The organism is Pseudomonas sp. PME37.24/025 (assembly GCF_055556615.1).
On sequence record NZ_JBVHNK010000012.1, the window covers coordinates 180,667 to 195,466 of the forward strand.

At 56.5% G+C, this 14,800-nt stretch carries 11 protein-coding genes; 6 read left to right on the forward strand and 5 right to left on the reverse strand.

Going from position 1 to position 14,800, the window contains the following annotated elements; genetic code table 11:
- Positions 1-310: 310 nt before the first annotated feature.
- The gene (locus ACZ3HH_RS22215; RefSeq protein ID WP_038978928.1) at positions 311-1,894 is read right to left on the reverse strand and encodes a peptide chain release factor 3; all 1,584 of its coding nucleotides are present in this window, start codon (positions 1,892-1,894) and stop codon (positions 311-313) included.
- 327 nt (positions 1,895-2,221) lie between these two features.
- On the opposite strand from ACZ3HH_RS22215, the gene ACZ3HH_RS22220 reads away from it, so the two are divergent.
- The 5 genes from ACZ3HH_RS22220 (at position 2,222) to ACZ3HH_RS22240 (ending at position 7,347) form a co-directional block, all read left to right on the forward strand.
- Positions 2,222-2,938, forward strand: a complete 717-nt coding sequence (locus ACZ3HH_RS22220; protein ID WP_223487850.1) for an ABC transporter permease — start codon at positions 2,222-2,224, stop codon at positions 2,936-2,938.
- A 20-nt stretch (positions 2,939-2,958) separates the two neighbouring features.
- On the forward strand, positions 2,959-3,852 hold the full coding sequence (locus tag ACZ3HH_RS22225) for a glycine betaine ABC transporter substrate-binding protein (RefSeq protein ID WP_465807712.1): 894 nt from the start codon (positions 2,959-2,961) through the stop codon (positions 3,850-3,852).
- Positions 3,853-3,864: 12 nt separating this feature from the next.
- A complete protein-coding gene (locus tag ACZ3HH_RS22230; protein ID WP_465807714.1) occupies positions 3,865-4,518 on the forward strand; it encodes an ABC transporter permease in 654 nt (217 codons plus the stop codon).
- On the forward strand, positions 4,515-5,672 hold the full coding sequence (locus tag ACZ3HH_RS22235) for an osmoprotectant ABC transporter ATP-binding protein OsmV (protein WP_052965622.1): 1,158 nt from the start codon (positions 4,515-4,517) through the stop codon (positions 5,670-5,672). The genes ACZ3HH_RS22230 and ACZ3HH_RS22235 overlap by 4 nt, the downstream gene beginning before the upstream one ends.
- A 511-nt stretch (positions 5,673-6,183) precedes the next feature.
- A complete protein-coding gene (locus ACZ3HH_RS22240; protein WP_123355945.1) occupies positions 6,184-7,347 on the forward strand; it encodes a type III PLP-dependent enzyme in 1,164 nt (387 codons plus the stop codon).
- A gap of 50 nt (positions 7,348-7,397) precedes the next feature.
- Here the strand turns inward: ACZ3HH_RS22240 and ACZ3HH_RS22245 are convergent, their stop codons facing one another.
- From ACZ3HH_RS22245 to ACZ3HH_RS22260, 4 genes are all read right to left on the reverse strand, one after another.
- On the reverse strand, positions 7,398-8,294 hold the full coding sequence (locus ACZ3HH_RS22245) for a hypothetical protein (RefSeq protein ID WP_465807717.1): 897 nt from the start codon (positions 8,292-8,294) through the stop codon (positions 7,398-7,400).
- Positions 8,295-8,372: 78 nt separating this feature from the next.
- Positions 8,373-10,637, reverse strand: coding sequence for an alpha-xenorhabdolysin family binary toxin subunit A (locus ACZ3HH_RS22250; protein WP_465807719.1), 2,265 nt, complete (start codon positions 10,635-10,637; stop codon positions 8,373-8,375).
- A 236-nt stretch (positions 10,638-10,873) separates the two neighbouring features.
- Positions 10,874-11,629, reverse strand: coding sequence for a tetratricopeptide repeat protein (locus tag ACZ3HH_RS22255; RefSeq protein WP_465807721.1), 756 nt, complete (start codon positions 11,627-11,629; stop codon positions 10,874-10,876).
- Positions 11,630-12,310, reverse strand: a complete 681-nt coding sequence (locus ACZ3HH_RS22260; protein WP_465807723.1) for a Fe2+-dependent dioxygenase — start codon at positions 12,308-12,310, stop codon at positions 11,630-11,632.
- 206 nt (positions 12,311-12,516) lie between these two features.
- Between ACZ3HH_RS22260 and ACZ3HH_RS22265 the strand changes: the two genes are divergently transcribed.
- Positions 12,517-14,775, forward strand: coding sequence for a TonB-dependent receptor (locus ACZ3HH_RS22265; RefSeq protein WP_465807725.1), 2,259 nt, complete (start codon positions 12,517-12,519; stop codon positions 14,773-14,775).
- Positions 14,776-14,800: the final 25 nt, after the last annotated feature.

Sequence of the window (14,800 nt, forward strand, 5' to 3'; positions counted from 1 at the left end):
ACGCGTGGATGCCTGAAAGGTACTGAATGAAATTTAGTTCCGATTGACCGGGTTCTCCAGACAGGACGCTACCGGGTAGCAGAAAATCCCGTTGGCGAAGAGATTGGTTTCGAATAAGGGTTATATCCAAACCCACTAACAAAGATGCCCCTGTGGGAGCGAGCCTGCTCGCGATGGCGGACAGCCAGTCGACACATGTCTGAATGCCAGACCGCTATCGCGAGCAGGCTCGCTCCCATAATGGAACAGTGGTCAATAAAAAAGCCCCGAGGCTTTACGCATCGGGGCTTTGGGTATTACGGCTCAGCGCTTAGTGATGCTCACGCGTCGCACGGAATTTCACATCCGGCCAGCGCTCTTCCATCAACGCCAGGTTGACCCGCGTCGGGGCCAGGTAGGTCAGGTGACCACCGCCATCGACCGCAAGGTTTTCCACGGCCTTGACCCGGAATTCCTCGAGCTTCTTCTTATCGTCGCAATCAATCCAGCGCGCGGAATAAACAGTGATCGGCTCATACGAGCACTCGACCTTGTATTCCTCTTTCAAACGGCTGGCGACCACATCGAACTGCAGCACACCGACGGCGCCGAGGATGATGTCGTTGCTGCGCTCGGGGAAGAACACCTGAGTGGCGCCTTCTTCGGCCAATTGCTGCAGGCCCTGACGCAGTTGCTTGGATTTCAGCGGATCACGCAGACGCACGCGACGGAACAGTTCCGGGGCGAAGTGCGGGATGCCGGTGAAGCCCAGGACTTCGCCTTCGGTGAAGGTGTCGCCGATCTGGATGGTGCCGTGGTTGTGCAAACCGATGATATCGCCGGCAAACGCTTCTTCCAGTTGCTCACGCTCGGAGGAGAAGAAGGTCAGCGCATCGCCGATCCGTACATCCTTGCCGGTGCGCACGTGGCGCATTTTCATGCCTTTTTCGTACTTGCCGGAGCAGATCCGCATGAAGGCGATGCGGTCGCGGTGTTTCGGGTCCATGTTCGCCTGGATCTTGAACACGAAGCCGGCGAATTTCTCTTCAACCGGTTCCACGGTGCGTTCGTTGGCGACACGGGCCAGCGGTTTCGGCGCCCAGTTGACCACGGCGTCGAGCACGTGATCGACACCGAAGTTGCCCAGTGCAGTACCGAAGAACACCGGCGTCAGTTGGCCGTCGAGGAATTCCTGTTGATTGAATTCGTGGCAGGCGCCCTGCACCAGTTCCAGCTGATCAACGAAGCGATCGTACTCGTCGCCCAAGTGCGCGCGGGCTTCATCGGAGTCGAGCTTCTCGATGATTTTCACATCGGTGCGCTCGTGGCCGTGGCCGGCGGTGTAGACGATGATGTAGTCGTCGGCGAGGTGATAAACACCCTTGAAATCGCGGTAGCAACCGATCGGCCAGGTGATCGGCGCCGCCTTGATCTTCAGGACCGCTTCGATTTCGTCGAGCAGTTCGATCGGGTCGCGAATGTCACGGTCGAGTTTGTTGATGAAGCTGACGATCGGCGTGTCACGCAGACGGCAGACGTCCATCAGCGCGATGGTCCGCGGCTCTACCCCCTTACCGCCGTCGAGGACCATCAATGCCGAGTCCACTGCCGTCAGAGTGCGGTAGGTATCTTCGGAGAAGTCTTCGTGGCCCGGGGTGTCGAGCAGGTTGATCATGTGCTCGCGATACGGGAACTGCATGACCGACGTGGTAATGGAAATACCACGCTGCTTTTCCATTTCCATCCAGTCGGAGGTGGCATGGCGGTCGGATTTTCGAGATTTCACCGTGCCCGCAATCGCAATCGCCTTGCCCATCAGCAAGAGCTTCTCGGTGATGGTGGTTTTACCGGCATCGGGGTGGGAAATAATGGCGAAAGTGCGGCGTTTCGCGACTTCGGCGGCCTGTTTGGTCATGGGAAATCGCCTGGCAGGTGATTCAAAAAAGGGCCGCGATTATAGCCCAACTTCATCGAAGAACCGAACCGTTGAGCACATTAGGTGTGGCCAAATGCAGCCTCAGATGGGAACCTTTCAGAGCGTGGAGGCGTCCACTCCCCTGTTACGGCTATTCGTCAGGGTTGAAAAATCAGCAAGTTAGCCTGACGAGGCTGCGCTTATGGCTCGATTTCATGCGGTTTCACGAGCATGAAGAGCTGCTTCTCGCGAACGTTGATTTCCCGGCAGCCAGGAATGGCATGCCACACGGGACTGCGTCCGCCGACTGAAAAAAGGAGTCCGCCTGTGGCTATTCGCTATGGCAAAGGGCTGATAGGAGGTGCGGTTGTCGTCGCCCTTCTGGCCCTGCTGGTCCACTGGATTGGCATCAACACGATCGAACAGTACCGCGACGATTTGTTGTTTTACCTGCAAGCTCATCTGATTCTCGTCCTCGTTTCCATGCTGGCCGCCCTCATTGTGGGCATCCCCGCCGGCATCTTCCTCAGCCGCCCGACCATGGTTGGACGCGCCGAACGCTTCATGCAGATCTTCAACATCGGCAACACCGTGCCGCCTCTCGCCGTACTGGCCATCGCCCTGGGTATCCTCGGCATCGGCAGCGGCCCTGCGATCTTCGCCTTGTTCCTCGCCTCACTGTTGCCGATTGTGCGCAACACCTATGAAGGCCTGAAAAACGTCCAGGGTTCACTCAAGGAAGCGGCCGTCGGCATCGGCATGACACCGACTCAGGTGCTATGGCGGGTCGAACTGCCGAACGCCGTGCCGATCATCATTGGCGGCGTGCGCGTGGCGCTGGCGATCAACGTCGGTACTGCACCGCTGGCGTTCCTGATCGGCGCCAACAGTCTGGGCAGCCTGATTTTCCCCGGCATCGCCCTGAACAATCAGCCGCAACTGCTGCTCGGCGCGGCGTGCACCGCCCTGCTGGCCTTGCTGCTCGACGGCCTGGTGACACTCGCCAGCCGCCTCTGGCTCGAACGCGGCCTGCGCCCGTCTTAAGCCTCGGCAAAGGAATATTTATGAAAAAGCTAAGCCTATTACTGGGCTGCGTTCTGCTGTTCGCAGGATTTGCCCAAGCCGCTGAAAAACCCGTGATCCGCATCGGCGCCCGGGTGTTCACCGAACAAACCCTGCTGGCGGAAATCACTTCCCAATACCTGCGCACCAAGGGTTATGACACCCAAGTGACCGGTGGTTTGGGCAGCAACCTGGCTCGTAGCGCCCACGAAAGTGGCCAGCTGGATTTGATGTGGGAATACACCGGCGTGTCGCTGGTGGCTTACAACCACGTCACCGACAAGCTCGACAGCGCTCAGTCCTACGCCCGAGTGAAAGAACTCGACGCGAAAAAAGGCCTGGTCTGGCTCACCCCGTCGAAGTTCAGCAATACCTACGCCCTGGCCCTGCCAGAAAACACCGCGAAGGCTTATCCGCAGATCAACACCATGAGCGAGCTGAACACGGTGATGCAGGCTGAGGCGAAGACCCATCACCTCGTCGCGTTGGACACCGAGTTTGCCAACCGTTCCGACGGTCTCGATGGCATGGTTGACCTCTACGGCATGAACCTGACGCGTAAAAACATCCGTCAGATGGACGCCGGGCTGGTCTATACCGCCCTGCGCAACGGGCAGGTGTTTGCCGGTCTGGTCTATACCACCGACGGTCGTTTGAACGCCTTCAAGCTCAAATTGCTGGAAGACGACAAACATTACTTCCCCGACTACACCGCCGCGCCAGTGGTGCGTCAGGTTTACCTCGACGCCCATCCGAAACTCGCCGAAGAACTCAAGCCGCTGGCCGAACTGTTCGACGACGCCACCATGCGCGCACTGAATGCGCGGGTCGATGTCGATCACGAAAGTCCTTCATCCGTTGCTGCAGATTTCCTGCGCCAGCACCCCATCAACTGAGGAGGAAAAGCCATGGAATTTCTGAACGCCTTTTCCCATCTCGATTGGCCGCAGGTTTTGCACCTGACCTGGCAGCACATCACCCTGGTCGGCATCGCCGTGACCCTGGCGATTCTGGTCGGCGTGCCGCTGGGCATCCTGATGACCCGCTTCCCGACACTGGCCGCCCCGTTGCAAGCCAGCGCTACGGTGTTGCTGACCGTGCCATCGATTGCGCTGTTCGGCCTGCTGCTGCCGTTCTACTCGAAATTCGGCCAGGGCCTCGGCCCGATGCCGGCGATCACCGCAGTGTTTCTGTACTCGTTGCTGCCGATCATGCGTAACACCTATTTGGCGCTGACCGGCGTCGAACCGGGCATTCGCGAAGCAGCGCGTGGCATCGGCATGACCTTCGGCCAGCGCCTGCGCATGGTCGAACTGCCGATTGCCGTGCCGGTGATCCTCGCCGGTGTCCGCACCGCCGTGGTGATGAACATCGGTGTGATGACCATCGCCGCGACCATCGGCGCCGGTGGCCTCGGTGTACTCATTCTCGCTTCCATCAGCCGCAGCGACATGTCGATGCTGATCGTCGGCGCCGTGCTGGTCAGTCTCCTGGCCATCTTCGCCGACCTGCTTCTGCAATGGCTGCAACGCACGCTGACTCCAAAAGGACTCCTGAAATGATCGAACTTCAAAACCTCAGCAAGACCTTCCAAAGCAACGGCAAAGATGTGAAAGCCGTGGACTCGGTAAGCCTGACCGTCAATGAAGGCGAGATCTGTGTGTTCCTCGGGCCATCGGGTTGCGGCAAAAGCACCACGCTGAAGATGATCAACCGCCTGATCAAGCCAACCTCGGGCAAGATCCTGATCAACGGCGAAGACACCACTGACCTCGACGCCGTGACCCTGCGTCGCAACATCGGTTATGTGATCCAGCAGATCGGTCTGTTCCCGAACATGACCATCGAGGAAAACATCACCATCGTTCCGCGCCTGCTCGGCTGGGACAAACAGAAATGCCACGACCGCGCCCGCGAGTTGATGAGCATGATCAAGCTCGAACCCAAGCAGTATCTGACTCGCTATCCGCGTGAGTTGTCCGGTGGCCAGCAGCAGCGGATCGGCGTGATTCGCGCGCTGGCGGCGGATGCGCCGCTGTTGTTGATGGACGAACCGTTCGGCGCGGTCGACCCGATCAACCGCGAGATGATCCAGAACGAATTCTTCGAGATGCAACGGGCGCTGAACAAGACCGTGATCATGGTCAGCCACGACATCGACGAAGCGATCAAGCTCGGCGACAAGATCGCGATTTTCCGCGCGGGCAAACTGCTGCAGATCGACCATCCGGACACGCTTCTCGCGCACCCGGCGGACGACTTTGTCAGCAACTTCGTCGGCCAGGACAGCACCCTCAAGCGCCTGTTGCTGGTGAAAGCCGAAGACGCGGCGGACAACGCGCCATCGGTGAGCCCGGGAACTCCGGTGGCCGAAGCGCTGGAATTGATGGACGAACTGGACCGTCGCTACGTGGTGGTTACCTGCGCCGAGAACAAGGCCTTGGGCTACGTGCGCCGTCGCGACCTGCACCGCCAGACCGGTACTTGCGCGCAATACCTGCGCGAGTTCAACGCCACCGCGGTGTACGACGAGCATTTGCGCATCCTGCTGTCGCGCATGTACGAGTTCAACCGCTCGTGGTTGCCGGTGATGGACGCCGAGCGGGTGTTCCTGGGTGAGGTGACTCAGGAATCGATTGCCGAATATTTGAGCTCTGGTAAGTCCCGTGGGGGCAAGACCAGTATTGTTTCGCCAGCCGAGACTGCTGTCGCCTGATCTGTCTGAGGCTTAAGTGCTTTTGTGGCGAGGGAGCTTGCTCCCGCTCGGCTGCGAAGCAGTCGTAAAGTCAGCCGACGCGGTTCGCCTGAACAACCGCATCGCCTGATTTTAGGGCCGCTCCGCGACCCAGCGGGAGCAAGCTCCCTCGCCACAAAGGCAATGCAAATCCCTCCAAAATTCCTCATTCGGGGAACATCACACTGTCATGCAGGTCGGTTACATCAGTAGCTGTCCGGGACCGCACGACGGAAGCGTGCAAAAACGCGACATTTTTTGTTGATCTCGAGCTCCTCACGCCCTAAAGTTCGCGCCGAACGTCCATGCTGGAAACGATCCATCCGGCTCAAGTACTGACGACGAGACAGCAAGGCCAAGGGAAAGCACCGCCTCCCATGGCCTTTTTGCTTTCGGCGACATGCCTTGGGAAGTAGGCGAACCAAAGTGGGGATACGGAGGGCGTTCATTTGCACCCATTGATAATTTCAGTTTGCCAGTAGGAGTTCCCAGCATGTCGATCAACGTCGAAGACTATTTCGCGCGCGATACCTTCCAGAAAATGAAGGCTTTCGCCGACAAACAAGAAACCCCGTTCGTGGTGATCGACACCGCGATGATCAGCCAGGCCTACGACGACCTGCGCGCCGGTTTCGAATTCGCCAAGGTCTACTACGCAGTCAAGGCCAACCCGGCCGTTGAAATCATCGACCTGCTCAAAGAGAAAGGCTCGAACTTCGACATCGCCTCGATCTACGAGCTCGACAAAGTGATGAACCAGGGCGTCGGCCCGGATCGCATCAGCTACGGCAACACCATCAAAAAATCCAAAGACATCCGCTACTTCTACGACAAGGGCGTGCGCCTGTACGCCACCGACTCCGAAGCCGACCTGCGCAACATCGCCAAGGCAGCTCCGGGCTCGAAAGTCTACGTGCGCATCCTGACCGAGGGCTCGACCACCGCCGACTGGCCTTTGTCGCGTAAATTCGGCTGCCAGACCGACATGGCCATGGACCTGCTGATCCTCGCCCGCGACCTGGGTCTGGTGCCTTACGGCATCTCGTTCCACGTTGGTTCGCAGCAGCGCGACATCAGCGTCTGGGACGCGGCGATCGCCAAGGTCAAAGTGATCTTCGAACGCCTGAAAGAAGAAGACGGCATTCACCTGAAGCTGATCAACATGGGCGGCGGCTTCCCGGCCAACTACATCACCCGCACCAACAGCCTGGAAACCTACGCGGAAGAAATCATCCGCTTCCTAAAGGAAGACTTCGGCGACGACCTGCCGGAAATCATCCTGGAACCAGGCCGTTCGCTGATCGCCAACGCCGGCATTCTGGTCAGTGAAGTGGTGCTGGTCGCGCGTAAATCCCGTACCGCCGTAGAGCGATGGGTGTACACGGATGTGGGCAAGTTCTCCGGCCTGATCGAAACCATGGACGAAGCCATCAAGTTCCCGATCTGGACCGAGAAGAAAGGCGAGATGGAAGAAGTGGTCATCGCCGGCCCGACCTGCGACAGCGCCGACATCATGTATGAGAACTACAAGTACGGTTTGCCGTTGAACCTGGCGATTGGTGATCGTTTGTACTGGTTGTCGACGGGTGCTTATACCACCAGTTACAGCGCGGTTGAGTTCAATGGCTTCCCGCCGCTGAAGTCGTTCTACGTGTAAGCACTACTCGTAGAAATGAAAAAGCCCATGACACGTCATGGGCTTTTTTTTTAAAGCACTTTCGCCATCTGAACCAATTGTTCAGACATCGTTTTTACTTCTTCGAGCGAACCCGTCAACAGCGGCAGCGAAGCATTGGCACGCGCCATCGTCTGATGGGGATGAGAGGTCCGAAGCGTTCGCTTGGCCTCCTCCAGCATGTACACCCACCGGTAGCAGAAATCGCCGAGATTGTTTGCAGCCGTGCTGGCGTGCCGATAAAGATTGAACAGCCGCCCAATGTGCGCTCTGGCCATTTCTAGCCGTTCGTCTTCAAAGTACCGTTGGCTTGGGTCGTAATCCATTCCCGGCAGACCGATTCGGCCTAAAGTGTAGTAAGCCTCAATCTTGGGTATTGGACCGTCGCAACTGCAAAGTGGCATGGTCAGCGACTCGATGAAACGGACAAATAAACCATGGATCGATTCGGCAAGCGTCGTTACTTGCGCTTTGAATTCCGCCACTGACTGCTGGCACTGCCCCAGCCGGGCATCAAGCTCGCGCATGACATCAATCACATCGGCGCATGGCGCATTTCCCCATCCGACGGATTTCACAACCGTAAACTGCTGCGGATCAATCTGGGATATTGTCAATCGTCGATTCTGAGTGACGGAAACCATGGTTTTAAATTCACTGATAAAACCGCTTACTTCCTGCAATACCCGAGCGGATGTATTGCCCAACATAGGCACTGTAATACTAATCGCCCGCCAACATTGCGCGTTAGCGAGCCCGGCCTGAATCAATGTTTGAGCATCGGGTGGTCGCAACAGCGTGTGCCCGGCCCGGGCTATGGAGTCGGAGAATCGATTGATTTCTCGTAGAGCATCGGGCAGTTCATTCAAAAAATCACGGTACTGTTTCAAGGTGGCAAAATTCTTTTCTGCCAATAAGTAATCAAGCATCAGACATTCCTTTGTCTGACAAACCTCTGCTGCCAACCCATCCACAACCGGCTGACAGCAAAACGTTTGTGGATGGGTCTATCGCTGTGGCAACGACACTGGCGTAAGGAAACTGCTAAACAGCGATGCCTGCTCTTTGAACGCTGCACTGAGCGCATCGTCATTCGCAAATTGTTTTGCATCGATGGCGGTCAGAAATTTATTAAAGTTTGAAACCGCGACGCTGTATTCTTCGACGTATTTCTCTCTCGAGTCTTCGATCGAGTGAATGGCCTGAAGGTAAGTAATCTTCCCTGTCGATGCGTGAATAATGGAGTTCTCACGATCAATCTCGTTGATCAGGACTTCAATTTTTTGCTGCAGCTTGTCGCTCTCACGAAGCATATCCAGAAAGCGAACAGCCTTGCCGGCGTCGATGATGGTTTTTTTCAGTTGGTCGATCGCCATCATGACTAATTTGATTTCTGGCGGCGCCAGCCCCAGCTCGGTGATCTTGCCAAGCGTCAGCTCAATGTCCTTGCCCAGCTCTTCAATACCGCTCCTCTTCAGGACTATCACTGCGTCAATGATGACCTGACGCTCCTTATTGAACGCCGCCATCTTCGATTGCAGAGCCACGATTTCGGTGTTTGCCTGTTGCTCGTCACGCTTGAAGTCAAGGATATAAGCCTCTGTCAGGCGCCGATCGAAACGATCCTGAATGTTGCCCAGGCAACGACGAACCTGCCCAGCCTTATCGGCAATAGCACGCGTTGCACTGTCTAGCAGTTCCTTACGCTCACCCTCAATCTCCTCGATAACCTCGGGATCGATTTCTACTTGCCGATCCTTTTCGTTACGCGCGATACGGCGCAAGGTGTTTTCAAGTTCATTAATACTTTCCAGGGCCGAACTCTGCAGCTGGCTCGCGCCCTGACCAACGTTGGTCACCAGACGATTGAAGCGATCGAACAAATCGGGCAAGTAACCGAGCTTGATCAACCAGACGTTCGCCTGGGTGCGATCATCGCGCATTTGTTCATGACTGGAGGCCAACGCTGTCAGATTCAACGATGGATAGGCCGGACTGAAGAGGCTCACAACATTCATCACGCGTGGAGCCAACGAGTAGTTACGCTCATATTCATCATCTGCCTCTTTGAAGACTTGGATGAGTCGATCCGAATCGGTTTCGATCTGTTTCCACGGGTTAACCACTTCTTCAAACTCGGTCATGAAAATCCTCAAGCTCAACGCATCATTGATTTGATTAACGGCACCGACCGAGTTCTTGATGCACAAGTGCAAGACACTCCAAACGTGCATCAGGTTTCGCGTGGCGACATCAGCATCAATCGTCACGATCATCAGGCTTTGCAAATCGTGTTTTACACGTGCCAGAGAACCCAGCGTCTGGTTCTTGTTGGCCAGAACTTGAATATCCCGCTCCTGATCGGCATACAACTGGTTACGAGCCGCGCGAATGTTTTCAGCCTCGACACCCATATAGATGGCCATCGCCAGGCCCACAATATTCATCCCCGCCGCGGCCTTAAGAGCTTCTTGTACGGCAGCCTTGTATTCGGTGTTTTTAATATCAATTTCTTTGGCCCGGTCTTCAATGACTGCTTTCAACAGTTTTATATCCGCCGCCATGGAGCTGCTGTCAATCAACCCCACCCTTAACTTGATACCAGGCAAGATATGTTCTCGAAGATCATAGCCAAACAAGTCCAGGTCGGTTTTTATGCCCTCTACAACTTTTAGATTGCTATCTATTTTCTCAAAAATCCGGATCAGAAAGTAATCAAGCGTCTCGACAGTATCCGACTCGAGTTCAATACCCGGAAACTTGTCACCCAGTTCCAGCTCAAGCGCTTTCAGTTGGGCAAGGGTCTTGATATTGCGCTCTTGCAATAAACCGGATGCCTTGACTTCGTTGTACACCTCTTTCATCGAGGCGCCGTAGGTCAGCATACTGCTGGCAAAGTCCTTGAGCCCGCGTCCCGTCATCATGATGCGTTCGCGCAGTGGCGACCAACGCCTGGCGTGATTGCGGGTGTTCTGGAATGTGGTCAGAAAGTCGGCGGGGCGCAGGCCGGCCCCACCGTTCTGACCCGCGCCAAATCGTAGATAATCTTCGACGTCTTTCAGTGTGTAAGGGAGCGCCAGACCTGCGGCTTCGTATTTGCGCAAATCAATGATTTGTTTTTTTGTCAGCAGCAACCCTGTGTCTCGGACACCCACGTCAGCATTTGACGTCGAGGCATTTGTTAATAGCTTCGGCGCTCCGACCGCAAAGCCAATGACTTGTTCTGGTGTTGCATTCCTCAGGGCTTCGCCCCACAAATTAGTGCTAGACATAATTATTCCTTTAATTAATCAACTTAAATTTAACAGCCACAAACATGGCCATTCAGCCAAATGAGCAATCATTGAACTGCGAGCACAGAATAATCATAAAGCTGATCAAAACCCAAGTAACAACCACGCTGAAAATGTATGTAAATATACAAATCCAACATTCTTCTCCAGCAATGAAATCATTCTTGACTGCGACAAATTTATTTTTATATTTGCGGGCGACGCACAGATTTTATTTAATTACTTATCAGTTTTGCTTGCACACCGTATTCCCTGGCCATTGATTGCACCTCGGCGTGAGGCACTTTCAATAATGTCTGGGCACTGATTTCAAGAAAGGCCGAATGCCCTCCGAGCATCGCCTGCCGGAACCAGGCAAGTGCTTCTTTTATTTGCGTGCGCTCGACCAAAACGCTGGCATAACTGAATTGACCGCGAAAATCTCCGTTTTCCGCTGAGCGTCGATACCACTCAAACGCCACCGAGGGGTCAGCGCAGCAATACCGCCCTTCTTCCAGATACCGTCCTAACAGGTTCATCGATTTGGCATGGCCGAGTTCGGCGGCGTTGCGGTACAGGCTCAAGGCTTGCAGCTGATTCACCGCCACACCACGCCCAGTCGCCAGCAGATTGGCGAGGTTGTACATCGCCCAATCCAGGCCGGCGTCTGCCGCGATTCGATAATGCCGCGCGGCAATCGAAGCATCGGCGGTGCAACCCCAGCCATGTTCATGACAACGCCCGAGCATGTTGCGCGCCATCGAGTGTCCGCCTTGGGCGGCGATCCGGAACCAGCGCACGGCCAGCGACTGATCCTGCTCAATCCCCCGCCCGTCCAGCAAAATCTGCCCGAGCAACGCCTGAGCATCAAGAATGCCTTCACCGGCGGCGATCAGAATCGCCTGAGCCGCTCGCGCCGGGCTTTCTTCGAGCATTGATTTGAGGTGGTCGCCATTGAGGACTTCCTCGCGGCGTAACCGAAAATCCGTCACTTACACCTCGACCCAGCGACGCAACAGGTTGTGATAGGTGCCGGTCAGGCGAATCAATGAAGGGTGGTCGGGCATGTCCTGAGTCAACTGTTGAATCGCCCCGTCCATCTCGAACAGTAGAGCGCGCTGGCTGTCTTCACGCACCAGGCTTTGCGTCCAGAAAAACGAGGCGTAACGGGTGCCGCGAGTGACGGCGTTGACCTTGTGCAGGCTGGTGCCGGGATACAGGACCATGTCGCCGGCCGGCAACTTCACGTGCTGGGTGCCGAAGGTGTCCTGGATTTCCAGTTCGCCGCCGTCGTAGTCCTCCGGTTCACTGAAGAACAACGTCGCCGACAGGTCAGTGCGCACTCGCTCGATGCTGCCCTTGGGCTGACGCACGGCGTTGTCGATGTGGAAGTCGAAACTGCCGCCAGCCGTGTAGCAGTTCAGTAACGGAGGGAAGACCTTGTGCGGTAATGCCGCTGACATGAACTGCGGATTTTTCCACAACCGTTCGAGCATCGCCGCACCGATTTCCTTGGCCAGCGGATGCCCTTCAGGCAGTTGCAGATTGTGCTTGGCCTTGGCCGACTGGTAACCGGCAGTGATTTTGCCATCGGCCCAATCCGCCTGCGTCAGGGCCTCGCGAATGCGCTGCACTTCTTCTTTCGCGAACACGCCGGGAATGTGCAGCAACATTGAAAGACACCTGAAGGCAAAGGGGCGCCAATGGTATTGATTCTTATTGCCCATGTAAAACCCGTGTGACGAATGAAACGACAAAAACCGTAAAGGTAAATTGTAAAGAATGTAAATTCATCGCAAATAGTAACGTTTCGCAATTGATACAAATACGTGTTTACCCTATATTCCGCGGCCTCAAATCCTTGGGGAGGGGAATTCACATGTCACGCCAACAACTACAATTAACGGTCAGTTCACCGCGTTTGCTCGCGTCTGCAATTGGCTTGGCGATCACTGCCGGCTCTGCGGGCCATATGGTTTTCGCGGCCGAGAAGACCGACGAAAAAGCACCGAACAATGCCATTTCCCTGGACGCGACCAGCGTTGTGGGCGAGCAGAATGACACCTCCTACAAGACCGATACCTCGGCCTCCAAAAAGTACACCGCGCCACTGCGCGAGACACCGAAAAGCGTCACTGTGATCCCACAACAAGTGATTCGCGACACCGGCGCCACCAGCCTGGTCGACGCCCTGCGCACTACCCCGGGCATCACCTTCGGTGCCGGCGAAGGCGGCAACCCGGCGGGCGATCGTCCGATCATTCGTGGCTTCAACGCCGAAAGCGACACGTTCGTCGACGGCATGCGCGACCCGGCGTCCCAGAGCCGCGAGATCTTCAACGTTGAATCGATCGAAGTCAGCAAAGGCCCGGGGTCAGCCTTCACCGGCGCCGGTTCCACCGGTGGCAGCCTGAACCTGGTGAGCAAGACCCCCAAGCTGGGCAATGCCTACAACGGCGGCTTCACTTGGGGCTCGGACCAGACCAAGCGCACCACCCTCGATCTGAACCAGCAGATGACCGACACTTCGGCCGTGCGTCTGAACCTGATGAAGCATGAAGCCAACGTCGCCGGCCGTGATGCCGTGGATGTCAGTCGCTGGGGCGTGGCGCCATCCTTCGCCTTCGGCCTGGGCACCGATACCCGTTTGACCGTCGGCTACTACCACGTCGAGACCGACGACATGCCCGACTACGGCATCCCGTTGACCTTGAGCCCCAATCGCAGCAAGTACAACGTCGACAAGCCGGCCAATGTTGACCGCGACAACTTCTACGGCCTCACCAGCCGCGACTATCGCCAGACCACCAATGACAGCGGCACCATCAAGATCGAACACGATCTGAATGAAGACCTGACCGTATCGAACAGCTTCCGTATGTCCCGTTCGACCCTGGACTACATCGTCAGCAACCCGGACGACAGTAAGGGCAACGTGGTCAATGGCAACGTTTATCGTGGCGCGAAGAGCCGTAACTCGACGTCCAGCGGCTGGATCAACCAGACCGACCTGAGCGCCAAGTTCAACACCGGCTCCATCGAGCACAGCCTGGTGACCGGTCTGGAGTTTTCCTATCAGGACACCCACAACCGTCCGTACACCCTGACTTCCACCGCCAGCGGTACCCGATGCAACCGCGCCCTGTTCACCTCCGGCGACTGCACCAGCCTGTACAACCCGACGCCTGGGGATAACTGGAACGGCACGATCACCGACAGCACCGCGTTCACAGACACCGACACCAAAACCGCCGCGGCCTACGTGTTCGATACCCTGAAGTTCAACGAGCAATGGTCCCTGAACCTGGGCCTGCGTTATGACAACTACCAGGTCGAATCCAGCGGCCACGCCAACGCCAGCAGCACAGCGCCGGCGAACGATTTCTCCCGGGCGAACACCAGTGACCTGGTGAACTACCAGATCGGCGTGGTCTACAACCCGTTGCCTAACGGCAGCATCTACGCGGCCTATTCGACCTCCAGCAACCCGGCCGGCGAAACCAGCGGCAACGGTGGCCTGGAACTGGCAGCGAACAACAGCCGTCTGGATCCGGAAAAAAACCGCAATTACGAAATCGGCACCAAGTGGGACTTCTTCGGTGACGATCTGTCGCTGACCGCCGCGCTGTTCCGCACCGAGAAAACCAACGCGCGGATCAACGACCCGGACGGCGGCACCACGCAAGTGCTGGACGGCGAACAGCAGGTCAATGGCCTGGAACTGAGCTACGCCGGCAAGCTGACCCGCAACTGGAGAGTCTTCGGCGGCTACACCTACATGGACAGCGAAGTGGTCAAAACCACCCTCGCCGCCGATGAAGGCAACCACATGCCAAGTACCCCACGGAACAACTTCACGTTCTGGTCGACTTACGATCTGGTGCCGGACAAGTTGACCGTCGGTGCCGGTGCGACCTACGTCGATTCCCAGTTCGGCAACGTCGCCAATTCGGTGGAGATCCCGTCCTACTGGCGTTACGACGCGATGGCCAGCTACCGCCTGACCAAGAACGTCGACCTGCAACTCAACGTACAGAACCTGACCGACAAGCGTTACTTCGACCAGATACTGCAGAACCACTACGCCCACGTGGCGGCGGGCCGTACCGCCCTGCTGAGTGCCAACTTCCACTTCTGATAATAGAAGCGTGAAAGTTAACGCC

What these genes read in the sequence shown, in the direction of transcription:
- ACZ3HH_RS22215 (WP_038978928.1), bottom strand. Translation starts at nt 1,894, where the DNA reads ATGACCAAACAGGCCGCCGAAGTCGCGAAACGCCGCACTTTCGCCATT.
- ACZ3HH_RS22225 (WP_465807712.1), top strand. Translation starts at nt 2,959, where the DNA reads ATGAAAAAGCTAAGCCTATTACTGGGCTGCGTTCTGCTGTTCGCAGGA.
- ACZ3HH_RS22230 (WP_465807714.1), top strand. Translation starts at nt 3,865, where the DNA reads ATGGAATTTCTGAACGCCTTTTCCCATCTCGATTGGCCGCAGGTTTTG.
- ACZ3HH_RS22235 (WP_052965622.1), top strand. Translation starts at nt 4,515, where the DNA reads ATGATCGAACTTCAAAACCTCAGCAAGACCTTCCAAAGCAACGGCAAA.
- ACZ3HH_RS22240 (WP_123355945.1), top strand. Translation starts at nt 6,184, where the DNA reads ATGTCGATCAACGTCGAAGACTATTTCGCGCGCGATACCTTCCAGAAA.
- ACZ3HH_RS22245 (WP_465807717.1), bottom strand. Translation starts at nt 8,294, where the DNA reads ATGCTTGATTACTTATTGGCAGAAAAGAATTTTGCCACCTTGAAACAG.
- ACZ3HH_RS22250 (WP_465807719.1), bottom strand. Translation starts at nt 10,637, where the DNA reads ATGTCTAGCACTAATTTGTGGGGCGAAGCCCTGAGGAATGCAACACCA.
- ACZ3HH_RS22260 (WP_465807723.1), bottom strand. Translation starts at nt 12,310, where the DNA reads ATGTTGCTGCACATTCCCGGCGTGTTCGCGAAAGAAGAAGTGCAGCGC.
- ACZ3HH_RS22265 (WP_465807725.1), top strand. Translation starts at nt 12,517, where the DNA reads ATGTCACGCCAACAACTACAATTAACGGTCAGTTCACCGCGTTTGCTC.